The organism is Streptomyces sp. NBC_00989 (assembly GCF_045162655.1).
GTDB lineage: Bacteria > Actinomycetota > Actinomycetes > Streptomycetales > Streptomycetaceae > Streptomyces.
This window is the reverse complement of record NZ_CP108728.1, coordinates 1129374-1153619: the sequence shown is the minus strand read 5'-3', so window position 1 is coordinate 1153619 and position 24246 is coordinate 1129374. Positions and strand designations below refer to the sequence as shown.

The 24246-nt window shown below is 70.7% G+C and carries 18 protein-coding genes; 9 read left to right on the top strand and 9 right to left on the bottom strand.

The genetic code is table 11. From position 1 onward, the window contains the following. Positions 1 to 14: 14 nt before the first annotated feature. From OG714_RS05230 to OG714_RS05210, 5 genes are all read left to right on the top strand, one after another. Positions 15 to 1001 (top strand): anti-sigma factor RsbA family regulatory protein, encoded by a 987-nt coding sequence (locus OG714_RS05230; protein ID WP_406118846.1) that lies wholly within the window; start codon positions 15 to 17, stop codon positions 999 to 1001. A 143-nt stretch (positions 1002 to 1144) separates the two neighbouring features. Then, positions 1145 to 1852, top strand: a complete 708-nt coding sequence (locus OG714_RS05225) for an ATP-binding protein (protein ID WP_406118845.1) — start codon at positions 1145 to 1147, stop codon at positions 1850 to 1852. Between the two features lie 162 nt (positions 1853 to 2014). After that, positions 2015 to 4069, top strand: a complete 2055-nt coding sequence (gene efeU, locus OG714_RS05220; protein ID WP_406118843.1) for an iron uptake transporter permease EfeU — start codon at positions 2015 to 2017, stop codon at positions 4067 to 4069. Between the two features lie 146 nt (positions 4070 to 4215). After that, entirely contained in the window at positions 4216 to 5487 is a 1272-nt protein-coding gene (efeB, locus tag OG714_RS05215) for an iron uptake transporter deferrochelatase/peroxidase subunit (RefSeq protein ID WP_406131722.1), read from the top strand. A gap of 168 nt (positions 5488 to 5655) precedes the next feature. Continuing rightward, positions 5656 to 6819: a HoxN/HupN/NixA family nickel/cobalt transporter gene (locus tag OG714_RS05210; protein WP_406118841.1), complete on the top strand. Its 1164-nt coding sequence runs from the start codon at positions 5656 to 5658 to the stop codon at positions 6817 to 6819. A 3-nt stretch (positions 6820 to 6822) separates the two neighbouring features. On the opposite strand, the gene OG714_RS05205 is transcribed toward OG714_RS05210, so the two are convergent. The 5 genes from OG714_RS05205 to OG714_RS05185 all read right to left on the bottom strand — a co-directional run bounded on the left by OG714_RS05205 (position 6823) and on the right by OG714_RS05185 (position 11551). Continuing rightward, positions 6823 to 7167, bottom strand: a complete 345-nt coding sequence (locus OG714_RS05205; RefSeq protein ID WP_406118840.1) for a hypothetical protein — start codon at positions 7165 to 7167, stop codon at positions 6823 to 6825. A 45-nt stretch (positions 7168 to 7212) separates the two neighbouring features. Beyond that, positions 7213 to 8172 carry a hypothetical protein gene (locus tag OG714_RS05200; protein ID WP_406118838.1) on the bottom strand — a complete coding sequence of 320 codons (960 nt, stop codon included), beginning with the start codon at positions 8170 to 8172 and terminating at the stop codon, positions 7213 to 7215. 10 nt (positions 8173 to 8182) lie between these two features. Beyond that, positions 8183 to 9655: an APC family permease gene (locus OG714_RS05195; protein ID WP_406118837.1), complete on the bottom strand. Its 1473-nt coding sequence runs from the start codon at positions 9653 to 9655 to the stop codon at positions 8183 to 8185. 225 nt (positions 9656 to 9880) lie between these two features. Next, entirely contained in the window at positions 9881 to 11284 is a 1404-nt protein-coding gene (sthA, locus tag OG714_RS05190) for a Si-specific NAD(P)(+) transhydrogenase (protein WP_406118836.1), read from the bottom strand. 69 nt (positions 11285 to 11353) lie between these two features. Next, entirely contained in the window at positions 11354 to 11551 is a 198-nt protein-coding gene (locus OG714_RS05185) for a hypothetical protein (RefSeq protein ID WP_406118835.1), read from the bottom strand. Positions 11552 to 11705: 154 nt separating this feature from the next. Between OG714_RS05185 and OG714_RS05180 the strand changes: the two genes are divergently transcribed. After that, complete coding sequence (locus OG714_RS05180) at positions 11706 to 13541, top strand: glycoside hydrolase family 15 protein (RefSeq protein WP_406118834.1); 1836 nt, start codon at positions 11706 to 11708, stop codon at positions 13539 to 13541. Between the two features lie 135 nt (positions 13542 to 13676). Then, positions 13677 to 15182 carry an esterase gene (locus OG714_RS05175; protein WP_406118833.1) on the top strand — a complete coding sequence of 502 codons (1506 nt, stop codon included), beginning with the start codon at positions 13677 to 13679 and terminating at the stop codon, positions 15180 to 15182. An 86-nt stretch (positions 15183 to 15268) separates the two neighbouring features. On the opposite strand, the gene OG714_RS05170 is transcribed toward OG714_RS05175, so the two are convergent. From OG714_RS05170 to OG714_RS05155, 4 genes are all read right to left on the bottom strand, one after another. Further along, positions 15269 to 17995 (bottom strand): SpoIIE family protein phosphatase, encoded by a 2727-nt coding sequence (locus OG714_RS05170; protein WP_406118832.1) that lies wholly within the window; start codon positions 17993 to 17995, stop codon positions 15269 to 15271. Between the two features lie 79 nt (positions 17996 to 18074). After that, entirely contained in the window at positions 18075 to 20630 is a 2556-nt protein-coding gene (locus OG714_RS05165; protein ID WP_406118831.1) for a SpoIIE family protein phosphatase, read from the bottom strand. A gap of 331 nt (positions 20631 to 20961) precedes the next feature. Beyond that, complete coding sequence (locus tag OG714_RS05160) at positions 20962 to 21375, bottom strand: hypothetical protein (RefSeq protein ID WP_406118830.1); 414 nt, start codon at positions 21373 to 21375, stop codon at positions 20962 to 20964. 113 nt (positions 21376 to 21488) lie between these two features. After that, positions 21489 to 21980, bottom strand: coding sequence for a hypothetical protein (locus tag OG714_RS05155; RefSeq protein ID WP_406118828.1), 492 nt, complete (start codon positions 21978 to 21980; stop codon positions 21489 to 21491). A gap of 165 nt (positions 21981 to 22145) precedes the next feature. On the opposite strand from OG714_RS05155, the gene OG714_RS05150 reads away from it, so the two are divergent. Both OG714_RS05150 and OG714_RS05145 read left to right on the top strand, forming a co-directional pair. Beyond that, on the top strand, positions 22146 to 22889 hold the full coding sequence (locus tag OG714_RS05150; protein WP_406118827.1) for a DUF2625 domain-containing protein: 744 nt from the start codon (positions 22146 to 22148) through the stop codon (positions 22887 to 22889). Between the two features lie 139 nt (positions 22890 to 23028). Beyond that, positions 23029 to 24210 carry a cytochrome P450 gene (locus OG714_RS05145; RefSeq protein ID WP_406118826.1) on the top strand — a complete coding sequence of 394 codons (1182 nt, stop codon included), beginning with the start codon at positions 23029 to 23031 and terminating at the stop codon, positions 24208 to 24210. Positions 24211 to 24246: the final 36 nt, after the last annotated feature.

Genomic DNA, 24246 nt, shown 5'->3' with positions numbered 1-24246 from the left:
AGGAAGGCAGCCCGATGGAACACGGAGAACCCACCGCACCCACCGCACCCGTCCCGCCCGTGAAGCACCACGCCGGCATCCACTCGTCCGACGAGGAGTTCCTGGCGGTGGTGGTGCCGTTCCTCAGGGAGGGCATCGTCGCCGAGGAGGAACCGGACCCGGTGGTCATCACCACCCCGCGCAAACTGGACCTGCTGCGGGACGCGCTCGGCCCGGACGCCCGCCGGGTCGACTTCCGCGACTCCGCACAGTGGTACCGGGGAAGCCCCGCGAACAGCATGGCCACCGCCCTCGACTACTACGTCACGCACGCGAGCCCCGAGGGCCTTCTCCACATGACGGGCGAGCCGGTCTGGGACGGCCGCTCGCCGCGCCAGATCCCCGAGTGGAAGCGGTACGAAGCCCTCGCCACCGAACTCTTCACCGGCGCCCCGCCCGACCTGATGTGCCTGTACGACACCCGTACCGCACCGCCCGACGTCGTCGACGCGGCCCGGCACACCCACCCGACGGAGCTCAACCGGCAGGGCGTCCGGCCCAGTTCGCACTTCACGGAGCCCGCCGTCTACGCGACCCAGAGCCTCGGCCCGCTGCCCGCACCGCCGCGGAACGCGGTCGGCGTCGGCCTCGACGGGGACCTGGCCGCCGGTCACCGGTTCGCGGCGGACCAGGCACGGGCCCGCGGCATGGCACCCGGCGAGGCGGCCCGCTTCGGGCAGGCCGTGTCCGGTGCCACGCGCTACGCGGCGTCCCAGGGCTGCGACCGCGCACACCTGCGGCTGTGGTCCACCCGACAGCGCATCATCTGCGAACTGCGCACCCCGCGCGGCCGTATCACCGACCCGTTCCTCGGCTTCAGGCCGCCGGGTGCCGAGGTACGGCCGGAGGACGGGCTCTGGCACACCCGCCAGGTCTGCGAGTTCGTCGACATGCGGTCCGGCGACGGGGCGATGGAGGGGTGGACCATCCGTATGGAGACGGCCCTCGTATCGGCAGGTTGACGAACCGGCCCGTGGATTCGGGTAGTTCCCCCCGCGCCCCGAAGGGCACGGCGGACGCATGGTGGATACGAGGCCGGGTCTGTTGGCGGACCCGGCCTCGGACCGCACGAGCCGAACGCCCCCGGGGCCGAAGGGAAAAGACCATGCCGAACGACCGTCCACGCGGCCTGCCGACCGTGGGCGATGGCTGCACCACGATCCTGGGCCCCGGAAAGTCCTCGGTCCGCCAGGCCAGGGAACTCGTCCGCAAGCGGCTCGCCGAGTACGGCCTCCAGGACCTGGTGGACGTCGCCGAACTGCTGGTCAGCGAACTCGCCACCAACGCGGTCGTGCACGCGGGCGGCCGCTACCGGCTCACCCTCTCCCTGGGCGTCGGCATACTGCGCTGCGAGGTCGCGGACGAGCGACGGCACCTTCCCCGGCCGCCGCACCGGCGCGTCGAGAGCGACGACCTCGACGTGGACCCCGACAGCGAGAACGGCCGCGGTCTGTTCCTGGTCGACGCGCTCGCCCACCGCTGGGGCAGCCGCCTCGTCGAGGAGGGCAAGGAGGTCTGGTTCGAGCTGGAGCGCGACGCACCGGCCGCCCCGGGCGACGACGCGGCGGAGACGGACGTGCACCTCCCGGCACCGGCCCGGCCATGCCCCCAAGAACCGCACGGCTGCGCCGAGTTGGACCACGAGTGGACGGACCACCACTACAGCCCCGACGGCGACCGCACCGAAGACCTCGGACTGCTCGGCCGCAGCGGAGACCGGGGCCGGCCCGGCCGGTACCGTCCACGGCGACCGGTGTCGGGCAAGGCGTCCCGGTCGCCCCGTGGTTCGGCACCGGCCGCCGCTTCCGCTTGAGCACGCCGAAGGTCCCGGCGGGAAAGTTCCGCGGTTTTGCCCGGTCGTTGCCACTTCATGACTGATCGACTACACCCATGTAGTCATGATGGTCCGCGGCAGTAAGGCATGCCTTGGCTAACCAACGCCAGGGGCCGGTACCGGCCGGGAGGGCCGCACGACATGTGGGACGACGCGTTTCCGAGCTTTCTGATCGGGCTGCGGGAGGGGCTGGAGGCGGGACTCATCGTCTCGATCCTCGTCGCCACCCTCGTCCGCGCCGACGCCAGGTCCCGGCTGCCGCAGGTGTGGACGGGCGTCCTGGCCGCGATCGCCCTCGCGCTGAGCTTCGGCGCGGTGCTCACCTTCACGGCGGCGAACCTCTCGGCCACGGCCCAGGAGGCGTTCGGCGGGATCCTCAGCGTGATAGCCGTCGCGTTCGTCACCGCGATGGTGTTCTGGATGCGGCGGTCGGCCCGCACCTTCTCCGGCGAGATCAGGGACAAGGTGACCGGCGCGCTCGGCATGGGCGCAGGGATGCTGATGCTCACCTCGTTCCTCGCGGTGGGCCGCGAGGGCCTGGAGACGGCCCTGTTCCTGTGGACCACCGCCCGCGCGGCCGGCGAGTCCGCCGGTCCCCTGACGGGCGCCGGCATCGGCCTCGTCCTCGCGGCGGCCCTGTGCTGGGGCCTGTACCGCCGCGTCCTCAGGATCAACCTGACGAAGTTCTTCACCGCCACCGGCGTCGTCCTCATCGTCATCGCGGCGGGTGTCCTCGGCTACGGCCTGCGCGACCTCCAGGAGGGCGGCGTCCTCCCCGGCCTGACCGCCTACGCCTTCGACCTCAGCGGCAGCGTCGACGCCGGCTCCTGGTACAGCACCCTCATCCAGGGCGTGTTCAACCTGATGCCCACGATGACCTGGCTCCAAGTGGTGGGCTACGTCGGCTATTTGGCGGCTGTGATGCCCCTGTTCGTGCGCGGGGTGAAGACACGGACGCCCGAACACGCACCCGAACCAGCGCCCGTGGCGGCCGAGTTGAGCAAGCCATCCCCGTCCCCGTCCTTGTCGCCGCGCCGCCGCCCCGTCTGGGTCGTCCCGGTCGCCGTGGTCGCCGTACCAGCGGTCGTGGCCGGGTTCGTCGTCGCGTTCGCCCGTCCCAAGCCCGCGAGTTCGGAGACGGTGGCCGTCTCCGAGACGGAGTGCGGCAAGGGCTTCACCGCGCCCGACGCCGGGCGGCAGACCTTCCAGATGCACAACACCGGTGACAAGACCGCCGAGGTGTACCTGATCGACCCGGCGAGCAACGCGGTCTACGGCGAGGTCGAGGGCCTCGCTCCCGGCACCACCCGGGACCTCGTCGCCACCGTCGCGGGCGGCTCGTACGCCTGGCGCTGCGTGCCCACCGGCGCGAAGGCCGTCACCTCCGCCACGGTCCACGTCAGCGGCGGGGGAGGAGCGGTGAAGGCGGTCGTCCCCGTCTCCGAGAACGACCTCGCCGCACCCCTCAAGGCCTACAAGGGGTACGTCGACCAAGGCCTGGCCACCCTCGTCACGCAGACCCGGCAGCTCAGCGACGACATCGCCGGCGACCACCTCGCCAAGGCGCGCACCGACTGGCTGACCGCACACCGCACGTACTCCTCCCTCGGTGCGGCCTACGGCACCTTCGAGGACTTCGACCAGAAGATCAACGGCCGGGCAGACGGGCTGGCCGGGGGAGTCCAGGACAAGGACTTCGCGGGCTTCCACCGCCTCGAGTACGGGCTCTGGCACGGGCAGTCGGCGGGCGAGTTGAAGGTGCCCGCGCAGCAACTCGCCGCCGCGGTCGGGGGGTTGCGGAAGGCGTTCCCCACCCAGGACTTCGACCCCGGGGATCTGCCGTTGCGGGCCCACGAAATCCTGGAGAACGCCCTCCAGTTCGAGCTGACCGGAGACACCGACGAAGGCAGCGGCACCAACCTCGCGACCGTCGACAGCAACCTCGCCGGCACGCGTGAGCTGCTCACCGTACTCAAGCCGCTGCTGACCAAGGAGTCCCCGAAGTTGCTTCCCGGCATCGACGCCGACATCGCCCGGCTGCAGAAGCTGCTCGATTCGGCTCACCGGGGCGGCAGTTGGACGCCCGTCGAGCAGCTGAACGGGACGGCGAAGGCCCAACTCGACGGCGCCACCGGGAAGTTGCTGGAGGACCTGGCACCGGTGCCGGACCTGCTGGAGATCAGGAAGTCGGCCTGATGAGCACCGAGAACACGAACGGCACCGAGGACGCACGCGGTGCTGAGAACACAAGCGGTACCGAGAACACCCGCAGTACCCAGAACAGCCGTAGCGCTCAGAACAGCCGCAGCACTCAGAACATCCGTAGCGAGGGGAACCGTCCGATGCAGTCTGCTGAAACCCCGGGCTGCCCGGCCGGAGCCGGACGGCGCTCCTTCGTCCGGACGGCGCTCGGTGCCGGGGCCGCCGGAGCGGTGCTGGCCGGCGGAGCCTTCGCGCTCGCCGAGACCGGCGGTACGGCCCAGGCCCAGGCCGCGGACGCCACCAACGCCGCCAAGGTGTCCTTCCACGGCACCCACCAGGCCGGCATCCTCACTCCCACCCCGGCCGCCGCGACCTTCGTCTCCCTCGACGTGATCGCCGACAACCGCGCCGAACTGACCGACCTGCTGCGGACGATCACCGAACGGGCCCGCATCCTCACCTCCGGCGGTACCCCCGCCGACCTCGGTGTCGGCGCGCCGCCCGCCGACAACGGCATCCTCGGACCGGACGTTCCCGCCGACGCCCTCACGGTGACCGTCGGTGTGGGCGCGTCCCTCTTCGACGACCGCTACGGACTCGCCAAGGCGAAACCGCGCCGGCTGACCCCGATGAAGACGTTCCCCAACGACAACCTGCGGGCCGCCGAGTGCCACGGCGATCTGTCGCTCCAGGTGTGCGGCGCCCGTCAGGACACGGTGCTGCACGCGCTGCGGGACATCGCCCGGCACACCCGGGGCGGCATGCAGATCAAGTGGCGCATCGACGGATTCCAGAACACCCCGCGCCCCACCGGCACCCAGCGCAACCTGCTCGGTTTCAAGGACGGCATAGCCAACCCGGACGTGAAGTCCACCCGCGAGACCGACCGGCTGATCTGGGTCGGCGACGGACAGGGCGAACCGGCGTGGGCGAACGGCGGCAGCTACCAGGTGATCCGGATCATCCGCATGCTGGTCGAGTTCTGGGACCGGGTGTCGCTCAGCGAGCAGGAGCTGATGTTCGGCCGCCGCAAGGACACCGGCGCCCCGCTGGACGGCGCCAAGGAGACGGACATCCCGCTCTACGCCAAGGACCCCAAGGGCGCGGCGATCCCGCTCGACGCCCACATCCGTCTCGCCAATCCGCGCACCGCGGCCACCGACACCTCACGCATCCTGCGCCGCGGCTACAACTACGACCGGGGCATCGACGCCGTCGGCAACCTCGACATGGGCCTGGTCTTCTGCTGCTACCAGCAGGACGTGAAGCGGCAGTTCGAGGCCACCCAGACCCGGCTCATCGACGAGCCCCTGGTCGACTACATCTCCCCGACGGGCGGCGGCTACTTCTACGCGCTGCCGGGTGTGAAGGACACGAAGGACTGGCTCGGCAGGGGTTTGATGGCGGCCTGACCAGGTATTTTTCCTCCCTTTGGGCAAGACCTGCCGTGGTCTTTGCCGACCGTTACTGCGAATGGGTTGCAGGTGCGGGAGGATGGCACGAGGTTGCTCGCGGCAACCGCGTAGTCATGCTCGCCATGCTCACACCCGTACCTGTACCCGGCAGAAGGACCCTCCCCGATGACGGCCGCCCCCGAGTCCCCTCCGACCCTCCCTGTCACGGCCGCGGCTTCGCGGCCGTCGCTCTGGTACCGCGTCCGTACGTCGATGACGCGGCAGGAGTGGACCCGGGTCGGCGGGATGGCCGCGTTCGTGCTGGGGCTGCACGTGATCGGCTGGTTCACGCTCGTGTGGATCGTCGCGCCGGGGCACTACAGCGTCGGCGAGAAGTCCTTCGGTATCGGCATGGGCGTGACCGCGTACACGCTCGGCATGCGGCACGCGTTCGACGCGGACCACATCGCGGCGATCGACAACACGACCCGCAAGCTGATGAGCGAGGGCCAGCGACCGCTGTCGGTGGGCTTCTGGTTCTCGCTCGGCCACTCCAGCATCGTCTTCGGCCTGACCCTCCTGCTCTCCCTCGGCGTGAAGGCCCTGGCCAACCCGGTCCGCGACGACAACTCCCAACTCCACGACGTCACCGGCCTCATCGGTACGACCGTCTCGGGCACCTTCCTCTACGTCATCGCTGGCATCAACCTCGTCATCATGGCCGGCATCTGGAAGGTGTTCCGCCAGATGCGCTCGGGCCACTACGACGAGGCCGCGCTGGAAGAGCAGTTGAACAACCGCGGCTTCATGAACCGCATCCTCGGCCGCTTCATGAAGTCGATCACCAAGTCCTGGCAGATGTACCCGCTGGGCCTGCTGTTCGGCCTCGGCTTCGACACGGCGACGGAGATCGCGCTGCTGGTCCTCGCCGGTTCGGGCGCCGCGTCGGGCCTGCCCTGGTACGCGATCCTGTGCCTGCCGGTCCTGTTCGCCGCCGGTATGTCGCTGCTCGACACGATCGACGGCACGTTCATGAACTTCGCCTACGGCTGGGCCTTCTCCAAGCCGGTCCGCAAGGTCTACTACAACCTCACGATCACCGGCCTGTCCGTCGCCGTCGCCCTGATCATCGGCACGGTCGAACTCCTGGGCCTGTTCGCCGAGAAGCTCGACCTCCACGGCTTCTTCTGGGACTGGGTAGCGGGCCTCGACCTGAACGTCATCGGCTTCCTCATCGTCGGCCTGTTCTTCGCGACCTGGGTCGTGGCCCTGCTGGTCTGGAAGTTCGGCCGCATCGAGGACAAGTGGACAGCGGGCCTGGCCCAGCCGACGGAACAGCCCGCGGAGTGACCGCTATTCGGCGCCGAGTTCCGCGAGCTGCTCGGCGGCGGTGACATTGCCCCCGGCGGCAAGACGCCGCAGTTCGTCCAGGTCGTCGAGCTCGGTGGCGGTCTCGACGAGCTGATCGGTCGCGGTCGCGCTGCCACCATCGGAGAGCCGCCGCAGCTCAGCCAAGTCGCCTTGTTCTGCGGCGAGTTGAACGAGCTCATCGACGGCGTCCGAGCTGCCGGCCTCGGCAAGCCGCCGCAGCTCCTTCAAGTCCCCTAGTCCAGCGGCACGTTGGACCAGCTCGTCGACGGCGTCCCCGTCCCCGCCCTCGGCCCGCTCCCGCAGCGCGGCCAGTTCGGAATCGGTCATGACGTACGACCTCCTTGTGCGGGCAACTCTCTGCTCGTCCCAGTATCAGGGCCGCACTCCCAGGTCCTTCCGCCACTTCACGATCTGCTTCTCCGCATCCCCGGTGTACGACCACGGAGTCGTCGTCGCCCGGCGGCCCATCATGGCCAGGATCGGCGCCGAGATGTCCTTCGTGCCCGCGTAACAGGCCGCGTGGGCGAGGTAGTTGAGGTCGCGGAGTTCGCCGGGCGGGAAGGGACCGTCCTCGCGGGCGGTGATCCAGCGTTGCCAGGTGCGGCGTACGTCGCTGACGGCGCCGTCGTGGGTCCAGTGCTGGCCGAGGCCCACCGCCGCCTGATGGCCCTTCGCGGCGTCGAGGGCGTAGCGGTACTCCTCGACGCGGGCGTACTGCACCAGGACCGGCAGGGTGCAGCCGGGCGGTGCGACGCCCGCCGCGTCGCGGGCGAAGTCGTACATGAGGCCGTGGCTGCCGTGCCAGCGGGAGGAATAGTAGTGGAGGACCTGGAGGTGGCCCTCGACGCTGTAGGGGTCGCGGCGGTGCAACTCGTCCCACCAGCGGGCGAGTTCCTGGCGTCGTACGCCTGATGGATAGAGGCGGGCCACGGAGATCAGGGAGATCCACGGGGTGGGGTCGTCCGGGTACGCGTCCGAGGCCTGGAGGCAGGCCATGACCGCGGCGTCGATACGGTTCCGGTCGATCGGCACGCCCCGGCCCGCCGCGATGGCCACGTTGAACGCCCGGGCCGTCTCCGTCGCCGCGCGCAGCGTGAGCGCGTCGCCGCTGTGCGGCTCGGCGGCCAGCCACGACTCGACCGTCGAACTGCTCGCGCAGGCCTGCGCGAGCGTCCGGATCCGGTGGCCCCGGCCGAGCCAGTGCGCGCCGGTGTTCCGCAGCAGGTCCCGCAGGCCCTGCCAGCGGCCGATGACGATGTCCTGGCGGGCCGAACTGAGGGGAGCGTCCCCGCAGTCGGGGTCGAAGTCGGGGGTGTAGCGGTCTCGTGCCATCGGGTGCCCCTCAGAAGTCGGTGGGGAGACCCTGATGGACCCGGGACTGTTCGGGCACGAAGTCGTCCGGGACGTAGTCCGTCTCGACGGTGTGCGCCGCGTCGAGGCGCGCGGGCCGGTAGTAGTCGCTGCCCTGCTTCCAGTACCAGAGCATCGGGACCAGGCCCACGGCCAGTCCGCCGATGCCGATGGTGATCGCCGCGTTGCTCAGGCTGCTGAGCGACTCGACGAAGATCCAGAACATGAACAGCGCGCCGAACAGCGGCCACAGCCCGCCGAAGAGGAAGTTCGCCGCGGACTTGAACAGCATCTTGCGGTAGGCGACGACCACGGCGAGGCCCGCGAGGCCGTAGTACACGGCGATCTGGAGGCCGATCGCCGAGATCGCGTCGGAGAGGATCTCGCCCACCGAACCGAGCGCGTTCGAGGCGATCAACATCACCAGCGCCACCCCGCCGACCACGGTGATGGCGACCCACGGGGTGTTCCAGGTGCGGTGCACCTTGCCCAGCGCGGCCGGCATCGTACGGTCGCGGCCCATCGAGAACAGCGAACGCGTGACCTGGATGAGGGTGGTCTCCAGGGTGGCGATGGTCGACAGCATCACCGACACGATGAGCAGCTTGCCGCCCCAGCCCGGCCACAGCTCGTCGCCGAGCACGGCCAGCACGTTGGCGTCGTTGCTCTCGATCTGCCGCGAGGTCAGGATGATGTTCACCGCGATGGTGAACACCTCGAAGAGCAGGAAGACGATGCCGACGCCGATCAGGCCTGCGAGCCCGGTCGTACGACGGCTGTTGCGGGTCTCCTCGCTGAGGTTGCTGGTGACGTCCCAGCCCCAGTAGTAGAACGCGGCGATGAGCGCGCCCGACGCGAAGCCGGACACCCCGTCGAAGTGGCTGAAGCCCAGCCAGGACCAGTCGAAGGCACGGGCGTTGTCGGTGTGGACGAGGGCGAACACCGCGAACAGTGCCAGGATGCCCAACTCGATACCGGACATGAGGAGTTGGGCCCGGACCGTGAGCCGGGCCCCGCCGAGCACCACCAGCAGCATGATCACGAACCAGGCGGCGCCCACCACCGTCGACAACGCCGTGTTGTCCGCGAGGTCTTGATCGAAGAGGGACAGCGTCATCGACCCGGCGGGCAGTGACCCGGCGACCATGAAGATGGTCGCGGAGACCACCAGGGCCCAGCCGCTGATGAAGCCGAGAAAGGGGTGGAGGGTGCGGCCCACCCAGGAGTAACTGGCCCCCGCGTTCACGTCGATACGGCCGAGGTAGCTGAACGCCAGCGCGATGCCCAGCATCGGTATCGCGCAGTAGAGGAGCGCCGCCGGACTGGCCAGCCCCACCGCGCCGACCAGGACCGCCGTGGTCGCGGCCAGCGAGTAGGCCGGGGCGCTGCCCGCCACGGCCATCACCACCGTGTCGAACGTACCGAGGGCGTTGGCCTGTAGTCCTCTGCCCCTGTTGTTGCTCATGGATGCGCTGCTTTCCGTCTTGCACGACGTGGGGGGTTGCGCGAACCGGCCCCGGACCCGGAGAGGGATGGCCTCGGGTCAGTGGCCGGTCGGAACAACAAGAAGGGAATGGTGGATACCCGTTGAACCGCTGCGTCGGCGGACGGTCACACCGTGTGTGGGTGTGATGATAGCCGTACCTCTTGACCTTTCAAGATTGACCAGCGAGTAATCTCCTGTGAACGGTCAGTCGCCGAGTCGGTCGATCTGCCGCAGTTTGTTCGTCGCGTCGAGGGCGGCGACCTTGTAGGACTCGGCGAGGGTCGGGTAGTTGAAGACCGCGTCCACGAGATAGTCCACCGTGCCGCCGCAGCCCATCACCGACTGGCCGATGTGAATGAGTTCCGTGGCGCCGGTACCGAAGCAGTGCACGCCGAGCAGGGTGCGGTCCGTGGGGGAGACCAGCAGCTTGAGCATGCCGTGCGAGTCGCCGATGATCTGGCCGCGCGCGAGTTCGCGGTAGCGGGAGATGCCGACCTCGAACGGCACGCACTCCTCGGTGAGTTGGTCCTCGGTCTTCCCGATGAAACTGATCTCCGGGATGGTGTAGATGCCGATGGGCTGCCGGTCGTCGATCCGGTGCACCTCCTCGCCACAGGCGTGGTACGCGGCCGTACGGCCCTGTTCCATCGAGGTCGCCGCGAGCGCCGGGAAGCCGATGACGTCGCCGACGGCGTAGATGTGCGGCACCGCGGTACGGAAGTTCTCGTCGACGTCGATCCGGCCGCGCCGGTCGGCGGACAACCCGGCCTTGTCCAGGTCGAGTTCGTCGGTCAGACCCTGCCGGCCCGCGGAGTACATCACCGCGTCGGCCGGGATCTTCTTGCCGCTCTCCAGGACGGTCAGCGTGCCGTTGGTGTGCCGCTCGACGGCGGCGACGGTCTCCCCGAAGCGGAAGGTGACGGCGAGGTCCCGCAGGTGGTACTTGAGCGACTCGATGACCTCCAGGTCGCAGAAGTCGAGCATTCCGGCGCGCTTCTCCACCACGGTGATCTTGCTGCCGAGCGCGGCGAACATCGAGGCGTACTCCATGCCGATGACGCCCGCGCCGACGATGACCATGGACCGCGGGACCCGCGGCAGGTCGAGGACGTTGTCCGAGTCCATGATGGTCTGTCCGTCGAACTCGACGGTGTCCGGACGCGCGGGGCGGGTGCCGGTGGCGATGACGATGTTCTCGGCCGTCAACAGCCGTTCGTGGCCGGTGATCTCGGTCAGCGCGACGGTGTGCGGGTCGACGAAGCGGCCCGTGCCGGCGAACAGGGAGACCTGGTTGCGGGACAACTGGTTGCGGATGACGTCCACTTCACGACTGACCACGTGCTGCGTGCGCGCGGTGAGGTCGCCGACGGTGATGTCGTCCTTCAGGCGGTAGCTCTGCCCGTACAGATCGCGCTGGGTGAGGCCGGTGAGGTACAGCACCGCCTCGCGCAGCGTCTTGGAGGGGATGGTCCCGGTGTGGATGGAGACCCCACCGACCATGTCGGGGCGGTCGACGACGGCGACCCGGCGGCCGAGCTTGGCCGCGGCGATGGCGGCCTTCTGGCCACCCGGTCCTGAACCGATGACAAGCATGTCGAAGTCGGGCACCTCCGGAGTCTGTCAGCCGGGGTGCCTTCTCCGAAAGGGTGAACGGGTAACCAGGTGCCGGCGGGACGGCTAGGGAAGCAGTTTGTCCAGCGCCGCCGCCCCCTCCGCCGCGATCTTCCGCCGGGCCCACTCCAGGCTCTCCGGGGTGACATCCCGGCCGGCCGCCAGGACCACGTCCTCCGGAGTCACCTCCGTGCCGGTGCGGGTGTGCAGCAGGGCGTCCGGGGTGACGCGATCGGCGTCTTCATCGGGTTGCGCTGTCGACATGGTGCCTCCTCGTCGAGACCGGGCACGTGCCGTGGGTCCCACTCCCACGATTCCCCGCCCATCCCCAGTGTGCATCCGGAAGAGTGGCCGATCGAGAACCTGAACCTAAGCTGGGAACCGGCCCGCGCGGGCCCGAACCAGGGAGGCTGCCGCGATGGTCGAGACCCCGCCCGAACAGGACACCCCCACCGGACCCGGATATCTGCCCATCGCCGAGCACGGGCTGATCGGCGATCTGCGGAGCGTGGCGCTGGTGGGCACGAACGGCACGATCGACTGGTACTGCTGCCCGTCCTTCGACGCCCCGAGCGTCTTCGCCGCGATCCTGGACGCGGAACGCGGCGGCTCCTTCGAGCTGGCCGCCGCCGTGCCCGCCCGTACCAAGCAGTTCTACTTCCCCGACACCAACGTCCTGATCACCCGGTTCTACACCGAGGAGGGCGTCGGCGAGGTCCAGGACTTCATGCCGGTGACCGGGGAGACGGACGAGTCGTCCCGGCACCGGCTGATCCGGCGCGTGCTGTGCGTGCGCGGCTCGGTCCCGTTCCGGACCAAGGTCGCCCCGAGGTTCGACTACGGCGCCTCGCCGCACACCGCGCGGATGGTCGGCGACGTGGCCCTCTTCGAGTCCGCCGAGAGGTCCCTCGCGCTGACCGCTACCGTCCCCCTGGAGTGCGACGGCGTCGACGTGTGGGCCGACTTCAAGCTCGACGAGGGCGAGTCCGAGGTGTTCGCCCTCGACCAGGTCGACGGCGAGGTCACCTCCCGCCCCTGCGCACGGCAGGAGGCCGAGGACGAGTTCGCCTCGACGGTCGCCTACTGGCGCCGCTGGCTCTCCCAGTCCCGCTACCGGGGCCGCTGGCGCGAGATGGTCCACCGCTCCGCCCTCACCCTCAAACTGCTGACCTACGCCCCCACCGGCGCCATCGTCGCCGCCCCCACCACCAGCCTCCCCGAACAGCTCGGCGGCGAGCGCAACTGGGACTACCGCTACGTCTGGATCCGCGACGCCGCCTTCTGCGTCTACGCCCTCCTCCGCCTCGGCTTCACCGGCGAGGCCAAGGCGTTCATGCAGTTCGTCACCCGCTACATCAGCCCCGGCGACGGCAACCCCTCCGGCCCGCTCCAGATCATGTACGGCATCGACGGCCGCACCGAACTCACCGAACACGAACTCCCGCACCTCGAGGGCCACCAGAAATCCGCCCCGGTGCGCGTCGGCAACGCCGCCTCCGACCAGCTCCAACTCGACATCTACGGCGCCCTGATCGACTCCATCTACCTCTACGACAAGTGGGCCGAGCCCATCTCCAGCTCCCAGTGGGACGACGTGTGCGCCCTCGTCGACTGGGTCTGCGACAACTGGGACCAGCCCGACGAGGGCGTCTGGGAGACCCGCGGCGGACGCAAGAACTTCCTCTACTCACGCCTGATGTGCTGGGTGGCGATCGAGCGCGCGATCCGCCTCGCCAACCGCCGCGGACTGCCTGCTGACCTCCCGCACTGGCTCCAGTGCCGCGACACCATCTACCGCCGCATCATGGACCGCGGCTGGTCGGTCAAACGCCAGGCCTTCGTCCAGTACGAGGGCAGCGACGTCCTCGACGCCGCCCTGCTGATGATGCCGCTGGCGAAGTTCATCGCCCCCACCGACCCCAAGTGGCTCTCCACACTCGACGCGTTGACCGAGGAGCTGGTCTCCGACTCCCTCGTCTACCGCTACAACCCGCAGGCCAGCCCCGACGGACTGCGCGGCGACGAGGGCACGTTCTCGATCTGCTCCTTCTGGTACGTCGAGGCCATGGTCCGCGCCGGCCGCGTCGACGAGGCCCGCCTCGCCTTCGAGAAGATGCTCACCTACGCCAACCATCTCGGCCTGTACGCCGAGGAGATCGGCCGCACCGGCGAGCAACAGGGCAACTTCCCCCAGGCGTTCACCCACCTCGCCCTGATCAGCGCCGCGTTCAACCTGGACAAGGCCCTCGGCTGATCCGGCCGAGTTCGTCCGGGGCGCGCAACAAGTGTCACCGACGTGTCACAGCACACCGGGGCACCACAACCACCGCGGCATGTCTCGTGTCGAACCCGTTGACCGCAACACATTTGATCCACGGGGGAACACATCATGACGAACGTGTCACGCAAGAAGGTCTCCGCCGCCGTCGCGTCCGCGACCTTCCTGCTCCTGGCCGGTGCCGGCATCGTCGCCGCGCCGGCCAGCTACGCGGGCGTCCCCGGCGGCACCAGCGCCGTCGACCGCAACAGCGACTTCAACGGGGACGGCTACGACGACGTCCTGATCGGCGCGCCGGACGGCACCGTCGACGGCAAGAAGGGCGCCGGTTACGTCACCGTCCAGTACGGCGCCCCGAACGGCATCGCCACCAACAACACCGTCCCCAGGGGCCACACGGCCGTCATCAGCCAGTCCACGGCCGGCGTCCCCGGCACCTCGGAGACCTACGACTCCTTCGGCCAGGCGATCGCCACCGGCGACGTGGACGGCGACGGCTACGACGACGCGATCATCGGCGCCCCCGGCGAGGACGAGGGCAGCCTCGAGAACGCCGGCCGCGTCACCGTCCTCTACGGCTCCAAGGCCGGCCTGGGCACCGAGGCGAACGCCTCCTTCACCTCCACCAAGCCCGCCGCGGGCGCCCGGTTCGGGCAGTCCGTCGCGGCGGCCCGCTTCACCGGCGCCACCGACGCCGACGAAATGGCCGTCCTCGACGACAACGGCGCCCAGATCTTCGCCTACCACACCGACATCCTGCACCTGATGGGCACCCTGAACACGACCACCGCCCCCGGCGGCCACCGCATCCAGCCCGCCTACCTCACCACCGGCGACTACGACCGCAACGGCTTCGCCGACCTCGTCGTCTCCGGCTACAGCCCCGACGACGACTACAAGCAGGGCTGGTCGGCCCTCTACGCGGGCGGCGACACCGAGTTGACGTACCGTCAGGACCTGAACGGCGGCCTCGGCACCGCCTCCGGCGACATCAACAACGACGGCTACGACGACCTGGTGGTCGGCCAGCTCAGCAGCGCCGACGACGAGGCGGAGGGCGACGCCGGGGGCAAGATCGGTGTCTACTACGGCAGTTCGGAGGGCGTCGGCGGCGAGGACGGTCCCGGCAGCGCCGCGCAGTGGTGGTCGCAGAACTCCCCGGGCGTACCCGGCGCCTCCGAGCACGGCGACGGCTGGGGCAACGACCTCTCCGTGGGCGACGTCAACGGCGACGGCTACGCGGACGTGGCGGTCGGCGCGCCCGGCGAGGACATCGGCACCGTCCAGGACGCGGGCGCCGTATGGCTGTTGCGCGGTTCGCGCGACGGCGTGACCGCGACCGGTGCGCAGTCCTTCGACCAGAACACCGCCAACATCCCCGGCACCGCCGAGGCCGACGACACCTGGGGCTCCCAGGTCCGCCTCGCCGACACGGACGCGGACGGCCGCAGCGAACTGGTCGCCTCCGCGCCCGGCGAGAACTCCGGTGACGGCTATGTGTGGTTGCTCCCGGCCGGCCCCAACGGCCTGCTCACCGAGGGCTCTTCGCTCTACGGCGCGGCGGACCTCGGCGGCGCGGCGAAGGGGGCGCGGTTCGGGGCGGCGATCGACGAGTAGGCGATCGGCGAGACAGGGGAAGCAGGTGTGACAGCGCCCGTACCGGGTCGGCAGCCGGTACGGGCGCTGTCCGTCAACCGCACGGACTACATTGCCTGTTCGGCCCAGATGACCTTGCCCGCCGGGGTGTACCGGGTGCCCCAGCGCTCCGAGAGCTGAGCCACCAGGAACAGGCCCCGGCCGCCCTCGTCCGTCATCGCCGCGTACCGCAGATGCGGCGACGTGGTGCTGCCGTCGTAGACCTCGCAGATGAGGGTGCGGTCGCGCAACAGGCGGACGCGGACGGGGTCGTTGCCGTAGCGGATGGCGTTGGTGACCAGTTCGCTGAGGATCAGTTCGGTGGTGAACGTCAGCTCGTCCAGGCCCCAGTGGGTGAGCTGGCGGGTGACCGAGGCGCGCATGTCGGCGACGGCCGCCGGGTCGGACGGGACGCGCCATTCGGCGATGTGGTCGGCGCCCAGGGCGCGGGTGCGGGCGACGATCAGGGCGATGTCGTCGCTCGGCCGTACCGACAGCTCCGAGTCGAGGACGGCCCGGCAGGTGTCCTCGGGGGAGTCGCCGGAGTCGGTGAGCGCGGTGCGCAGCAGCTCCAGGCCCACGTCGATGTCCCGCTCCCGGTCCTCGACCAGGCCGTCCGTGTACAGGACCAGCCGGCTGCCCTCGGCCAGCTCCAACTCGGCCGTCTCGAAAGGGAGTCCGCCGAGGCCGAGCGGGGGACCGGCGGGGACGTCGGGGAACTCGACGGTGCCGTCCGGCAGGATGAGGGCGGGCGGGGGATGGCCGGCGCGGGCGACGGTGCAGCGCAGGGTCACCGGGTCGTAGATCGCGTACAGACAGGTCGCGCCGGTGACCGGGGCGTTGCTGTCCTCGGTCGTCTCGTCCTGGTCGATCCGGCCGACCAACTCGTCCAGCAGGCCGAGGAGTTCGTCGGGCGGGAGATCCAGCGCGGAGAAGTTGTGGACCGCGGTGCGCAGCCGTCCCATGGTGGCTGCCGCGTGCAGGCCGTGGCCCACGACATCCCCCACGACCAGGGCGACCCGGGCGCCGGACAACGGCAGGACGTCGAACCAGTCGCCGCCGACGCCGGCCTTCGCGGGCAGATAGCGGTAGGCGACGTCGAGGGCGCTCTGCTCGGGCAGCCGGCGGGGCAGCAGACTGCGCTGGAGGGTCACCGCCATGCCGTGCTCGCGGGTGTAGCGGCGGGAGTTGTCGATGGAGACCGCGGCGCGGGCGACCAACTCCTCGGCCAGGGCCAGCTCCTCCACGTCGAAGGGGTCCGGCTTGTCGGAGCGCCAGAAGTTGACCACGCCGAGGATGAGGGCACCGGCCCGCAGCGGCACCGTGATCAGCGAGTGGATGCCGTACTCGACGACCTGCGCGGTGCGCTCGGGGTCCTGGGTCAGCCAGCCGGAGGCGTCCCTCAGCCGGGGTTCGACGACCGCCTCACCGGTGTCGAGACTGATCGCCTGCGGGGAGGACGCCACGAACTGGATCTGCTTGCCGACCGGATAGAGCGGTGCGTCGTCCCGGACCCCGCTGTACGCGGTGCGGCGCAGCTCGGTGCCGGGCTGCGGCTCCTCGCCGCTCAGGACGGCGTCGTAGAGGTCGACCGTGACGAAGTCCGCGAAGCGCGGGACGGCCAGCTCGGCGAGTTCCTCGGCGGTGCGGGTCACGTCCAGGCTGGTGCCGATGCCCACTCCGGCGTCGTAGAGCATGTTGAGGCGTTCGCGGGCGACCTCGGCGCGGCCGGAGAGGGCGCGGAGTTCCGTGGAGTCGCGGAGCGTGGTGACGCTGCCGGGCGGGCCGCCCTCCAGGTCGGTGGGGCGCTGGTTGACGGCGAGGAGCCGGTCGCCGACCCGGTGCACCTCGTCCGTCGCGACCCGCGCGGAGGCCAGCAGGGCGGTCATGTCGGCGTCGAGCCCGAGGTCGAGGACCAGGCGTCCCTCGGCGTTCTCGGGCAGGTCGAGCAGGCGCTGCGCCTCGTCGTTGGCGAGCAGCAGCCGGCCCTCGCCGCTGACGATGATCACGCCCTCGCGTACGGAGTGCAGCACCGCGTCGTGGTGCTCGTACATCCGGGTCATCTCGTGCGGGCCCAGGCCATGGGTCTGGTGCTGGAGGCGTCTGGTGACCAGGGCCGTGCCGCCGAGGGCGAGGATGAGGGCAGCGCCCGCGGCGATCATCAGGAGCGGCAGCTGCTGGTCGGCGGCGCCGCCGACGTTCGCCTTCGTCACCCCGGCCGACACCAGGCCCACGACCGTGCCGTCGGGGCCCCGGATCGGGACCACGGCCTGCACCAGCGGTCCGATGGTGCCGGTGAGCTCCTCGGTGACGACGTGCCCGGCCAGCGCGGGGGCGATGTCCCCGACGAACTTCTTGCCGATGCGGTCCGGCTTGGGATGGGTGTAGCGGATCCCCTCGGTGTTCATCACGACGATGAAGTCGACCTTGGACGTCTTGCGCGCGGCCTCGGCGCTCGGCTGGAGGATCGCCGTGGGGTCCGCGCTGCGCAGGGCCGCGACGGTGCCCGGCGCGTTGGCGAAGGTCTCGGCGACGGCCACCGACCGGTTGCGGGCCTCCTGCGTGCTGTCGTGCCGCACCTGGAGGACCTGCGCCACCACGGCCGCCACGACCAGCAGCAGCACGATCACCACCTGAAGCATGAACACCTGCCCGGCGACGCTGCGGCCGCCCAGCCCGGACCGCCGGTGCCGGTGTTCGCGCGCCCGACGGGCACGGTCGTACGGGCGCTGCGCGCGCAGACCGTCGGGGCGGTGGGTCGACCGGGCCCTGGGCCGACCCGTCAGGCGGACCATGTGCCCATGTCTACACTGCCTGACCTCAGGAGGCGAGGGGCGTCACACCGGGTGACGGGCCGCAGCCGACCCGTGTGGATCACGGGTGCCTGCCGGGCTTGGCGCGGCGGGCGGCGAGCAGCAGCGCGATGTCGTCGGGACGGTCGGCCGCGTGCCGGGCCGTCGCGGTGAGCCGGTCGGCGACACCGGCAAGGGACCGCCCGCCCGTCCGCGCGGCGGGCCCGCCCGCCTTCGCGAGGGCGACACGCAGGGCGGCGATGCCGTCGTCGATGTCGACACCGGGCCGCTCGACCAGTCCGTCCGTGTAGAGCGCCAGGATGGAGTCGTGCTCCAGCTGGATCTCCGCCACCGGGTACTGGGCGTGCGGATCCACCCCGAGGACTACGCCTCCGGGTATGTCCCAGACGCGGGTGCGGCCGTCCGGCGTACGTATCAGCGGCGGCGGATGCCCCGCCCGCGCGACCCGGACCAGCCCGCTCGCCGGGTCAAGCCGGAGGTAGCAGCAGCTCGCGAACTGACCCGGGTCGAGGTCGATGAGGAGATGGTTCGTGCCGCTCATCACCTCGTCCGGCGGCCGGTCGCCGAGCGCGAACGCCCTTACCGCGCTGCGGAGTTGACCCATCGTGGCGGCCGCCTGCACACCGTGCCCCTGGACGTCGCCGATGACCAGGGCCAGACCGTCACCGGCCTCGACGACGTCGTACCAGTCACCGCCCACCTCCATGCCCTGGGTGCCCGGCAGATAGCGCCCCGCGGTCTCCACCTGCGGGTGGGCGGAGAGCCGGCGGGGGAGGAGAGCCTGCTGGAGGCCGCGGGCGAGGGCGGCCTCGGAGTCGTAGCGCTGGGCCTTCTCCATCGCGTGGGCGATCAGCCCGGCGAGCGCGGTGAGCACCGCGCGCTCCTCGGAGCTGAAGTCGCGGGACCGGTCGAAGCCGAGGATGGCGGAGCCGACCGGGCGCCCGGACGCGATCAGCGGCAGGAACGCGCGGGCGCCGACCTCCGCGTCCAGCGGGATGCCCGGGTAGGCGTCCGCCAGCTCCTGCATGGAGTCGAAGAAGAGCGGGCGTCCGGTGGTGAGGGTCTCGACCCCGGGCAGCCGGGCGTCGAGACCGACGCCGTCGAACGGCGCGAGGAAACCCTGCGGGAAGCCCGTCTCCCAGGCCAGGTACAGATGCCGTTCCTGGAGCAGATAGATCGCGAGCCGCCGGCCGCCGAACGCGGGGAGCAGCTCCTTCATGACGACCGCGGACACCTGGCGGGCGGTGACCGCCTCCGTCAGCGCGATGGCGAGCACGATCGGCCGGTACAGCGGAGCCAGCGACGTGACTCCGTTGTCCGGACCGCCGTCCCCGTCGGCGCGCACGGGCACCAGCGGCAGCGGCGGCCCCGCCACCCGGGTCGACGGCGCGACCGTGCACGTCAGTCCGTCCCGTCCCGGATGCACGGCCATCGCGAGCCAGTCGCTCGCGTACGGCTCCTGCGCCCGCCCCTCGCCCCGCTCCGGCTCGTCCGGACGCCGGACGTGGAAGTGCACCGGCCCCAGCGACAGCAGGGCACCGCGCAGCTGGTCCTCGCAGCCGATCTGGTTCAGCCAGGGCACGCCCTCCCACAGCGGGCGGCCCAGCAGCTCCTCGCGCGGCCGGTCCAGCAGCTGGGCGGCGCGCGGATTGGCGTAGGTGACAAGCCCCAGCCGGTCCAGGCAGAACACACCGTCCGGGAGCAGGTCGGCCGCGCTGTCGGCCATCGGTGAGCCACCCGGGTCGATGACGACACCGCTGACCCGGTACCCGCCGCCCGACGGGGGCGGCCCGGTGGCGGGCGTCCACAGGTCCAGCAGCCGCGCCGAACCGTCCGCCGCCCGCACCCGCAGGGGCAGCGGCGGGGGTTTCCCGGCGGCCGTGGCGCGCAGCGCCGCCATGACCTGGTGCGCGTCGCCGGGCGCCATGACGTCCGCGAGTGCCTGCGCGGTGCGGGGGATCTGGGCGGGGTCCACCCCCAGCACGGCGTGCAGGGAACCGTCCCCGGTCACGGCCGCCGTCCTCGGATCCCACGCGAACCGTGCCATACGGCCCTCGGGGCGATGCGTGGCAGCCGGCCGGACGCACACGGGCTCACCGTCCCAGGCGACGTACGGACCGTCCTCGTCCTTGTGCTCCTCCTCCAGCTCGGCCAGCGCGCTGCCCAGCTCCTCGGCCAACCGGGTCATCCGGTCCAGGCCGGACAGCACCTCGGTGGCGTCCGAGGCGGAGGGCCGCAGCACGGTCAGCACGCCGTACGTCGTCGACCCGCCGATGACGGGGACGTACATCGACCCGAACTGGAAGGGCAGACTCGCCGCGAACTGGGGATAGCGGCGCATGGTCTCGGTGGCGTTCGGCAGGACCACGTGGACGCCGAGCCGGTAGGCGTCCGCGACGGGGAACTTGCTGTCGACGTGCAGCCGCCCCCAGGGGCGGAACAGCGGCCCGGGCAGCCCGGCCAGGACGGCCAGACGCAGCAGTCCGGGCGTGCTCGACCGCAGGTAGACGCCCCCGGAGTGGCCGCCGGCCGCGTCGACCGCCTCCGTCGAGGCGTCGATGAGCAGCTCGGCGAGCCGTCCGGGCGTCCCCTTCTCGCGCTCGGCACTCCCAGTCATTGGGGCTCTACCTCGTCCCTGTGGCGCCGGGTGGGTGACACAGCAAGAATGCGCCAGGACGCGGCCGGGGTCACCTGGGCGGACGGGATGGGCTGGAGAGGCACGGGTATCGCCGGTCCGTCGGTGTCTGATGAAGTGATCAAGAGTGGCTCAAGGGTCGTTGGGGTCGGTGTCGGATACGGGGTGCGTCGGGTACGGAGTGTCTCGGGTGCAGGGCGTGTCGGGTGCGGAGTATCTCGGGTCCGGGGTGTCTCGGGTGCTGAGTACGGTGCGGTGTCGTCGGCTCATGACGAAGGCCCCTCGGCGTGGGTGCGGAGGGGCTTGTCCTGGGTCAGGCGACGCGGGCGGGGCGACCGGTGCGGTTGCCGGGGCTGCCGATGGCGTGCGGGAGCGTGGTGTCCGCGTGCGGCGCGGTCGGCTTCTTCGCGTGGGGGGCGTTCTGTGCGTGCGGAGCGCTCGGTACGCGGGGATCGCTCGGTACGCGGGGATCGCTCGGTACGCGGGGCGCGCTCGGTACGCGGGGCGCGCTCGGTACGTGCGGCGAGTTCGGAGCGTGGGGCGAATTCAGTACGTCGAGGTCGACGGTCCCTGCGTGGTCGACGGCCCCTGCGTGGTCGGGGTGCCCGTGGCCGGTCGTCCGGAGCCCGGCGGCCCTGTCGGTCGTCGCCGGGTCGCGGTCGTGCGTCGTCCGGCCGGTGCGCTCGGGTACGGCGAGCGTCCTCCCGGCGGACTGGGGTGTGGCCATGGGGCTGTGCCCTTTCGGATCGACGCGGTGAGCAGGCAGGCAGGAAAAGGGAGTTGAGGTCCGACCCGCGTCAGCGATCGGTCCTCGACCCATGGCGTTCAGGATGGCGCAAACTACGCCTCTCGCGGGGCGAATTCGATCTGTTGCCCTCGCCGGTAGTGACCGGCCGGCCGCCGATTCGCCAGCCATATACCGCGGACCAGCGCCCACACCAGCAACGCGGCCACCACCGGACCACCGAACAGCATCGTCAGTCCGGCCCCGACATTGACGCCGAGCACCCCGGCGGTCAACACACGCCAGCCCACTCCGACGACCACCCCGGCCAGCATCAACGGCGCCAGCACCTCCCACCACCGCCGGTCCAACTCCCCACGCCGCGACGCCCGTACGAGTAGCGCACCCCCAACCCCGGCCAGCAGCAGGGCAATCACACCGATCACGGCGGATGCGCCGTCCGAGATGTCCAACGGCCGGTACGCGTAGTCGAGTTCAGCAGCGGAGAAGCCGTCCACGTCCTGCCGGCCCAGTACGCCCCATACGGCGACCGGTACGGCGGCGAGGAGGGTGGTGGTGGCCGACAGGTGTGTTGCTCGCGGTGTCATGGGTCGATGGTTGCCGGGAGGGGCGGGTGGGGGCATGAGCACGGGTACTTAGTCGGGGTGGGGGCGGGGCCAGGGGCCGGTACTTAGAGGTCACCTCGATTGGTGGATCGAAATGCGGGTGACCCGGCGGACTCAGCCACGGGGTGCTGGTGCGACGATGCGGGGATGCGCGAGGTCAATGAGCTGATCAACGTCGACGATCCAGCCTGGCCGCTTCTCCTTCAGGAGTTGCCCGGCACAGACGTACCAGTCGAGGTGGTGCCCGGCGATGCCGGGATTGGCCGCGCCTCCCTGCTGCAACTGCAGGTCTCCGCCCGATCAAATTTGGGCGGCATCGCACTGAACTGCGGCGGTCTGCTCGTGGACAGCGGATGGTTGCGGATCTTCGGAAGCCCAAGTGGTGCCGATACCGAAGGACTGCCCGGCCTGGCCGAGATCAACGCGATGCCCCCGGCGTTCGACCCCGGATGGACGTCGGGTGCGGGTCTCGTGGTCGCGCACGATGTGCTGGGCGGGGTCTTCGCTCTCAACGGAGGCAACCCTCGTGAGGCCGGTCGGCCCGGCGAGGCGGGCGAGATCCTCTACTTCGCTCCCGACGCCCTTCGCTGGGAGGCCCTGGGCGCCGGCCACTCGGCATGGCTGTCCTGGATTCTCTCCGGAGGACTCCAGGAGTTCTATCAGGACCTGCGGTGGGACGGCTGGCGCGACGAAGTCTCTGTACTGAATGGCCGCCAGGGACTGTCGTTCTTCCCGCCGTTGTGGTCGGCCGAGGCCCGCCAGGATCTGTCGGCGACCAGCCGTCGTGTGGTGCCCATGGCGGAACTCCTGAGCCTGAGCCGCACCTCGTGCCTTCAGTTCGATTGGGCAGACCCGGGGTTCCTCGGCGCCTCCGACACGGAACCGCTATGACTCCGCCAGCCCCCGCGGCGCCCCCGGCCGTGCGCCGCACCCCCCGCCCGGGAAGCGCACCGCCCCCGCTCACCCCACCCACAGCCCGATTGTTAGCCTCGGGCATGGTCTGTTTCCCTCTGTCCCGTCATGGAGCGTGATGAGTACGGTCGCCGCCGCCTCCTTCCCGCTCGGTGCCGGGACCACGCTTGCCGAACTCGCGGTGGACCCGCATGCGCGGCTGGCGCGGCTTCGTGAGAGTGAACCCGTGTCCTGGCTGCCGGAGTTGGACGGCTGGCTGGTCACCCGGCGGGACCTCGCGCTGAGCGTGATGCGGGACGCGGTCACCTTCACCGTGGACGACCCCCGCTTCTCCACCGCCCAGGTCGTCGGCCCGAGCATGCTGTCCCTCGACGGGGAACGGCACGCGCGTCACCGTGAACCCTTCACCGCACCCTTCCGACCCCGCGAAGTACGGGACGGCTTCGCCTCGTTCATCGAAAGCGAGACCGACCGGCTCGTCACCGAACTGCGACCGGCGGGCGCCGGTGAACTGCGACGCGCCTTCGCGGGCCCGCTCGCGGTCGCCGTCGTCACCGAGGCGCTCGGGCTGACCGGCACCACCCCGGACACGGTCCTCTCCTGGTACGACGCGATCGTACGGTCGGTCTCGGACATCACCGCCGGTCACGAGGCGGGAGCCGCCGGCACCAAGGCGTACGCGGAGTTGCGCGCCTCCGTCGAAGCCACCGTCGCCGGCCGGGGCGGAGCCTCGCTCCTCGGCTCGGCCGCCGGACAACTGACCGTGCCCGAAGTGGCCTCCAACGCCGCCGTGTTGATGTTCGGCGGCATCGAGACCACCGAGGCGATGATCACCAACGCGCTGCTGCACCTACTGCGCCACCCCGACCAACTCGCTCTCGTCCAGGCCGACATGAGCCTCCTGGACGGTGCGATCGAGGAATCGCTGCGCCTCGAACCCGGCGCCGCCGTCGTGGACCGCTATGCCACGAAGGACACCGTCCTCGGCACGGCCGCCATCCGCGAGGGCGACCTCGTCACCGTGTCCCTCACCGGCGCCAACCGTGACCCGGCCGTCTTCCCCGACCCCGACCGCTTCGACGTCCGCCGTGAGAACGCCCGCCTCCAACTCGCGTTCGCCCACGGCCCGCACTACTGCCTCGCCGCCCACCTCGCCCGCCTGGAGACCCGGATCGCCCTCCGGCACCTCCTCGAACGCCTCCCGGCCCTGCGCCTCGACCCGGACCACCCCACCGCCCCGCACGGCTTGGTCTTCCGCAAGCCGCCGACGCTGCATGTGGTGTGGGACGCCATGACGTGATGCCGAGCTGAGCCCCCCGAAGGTGACGTTCTGTCA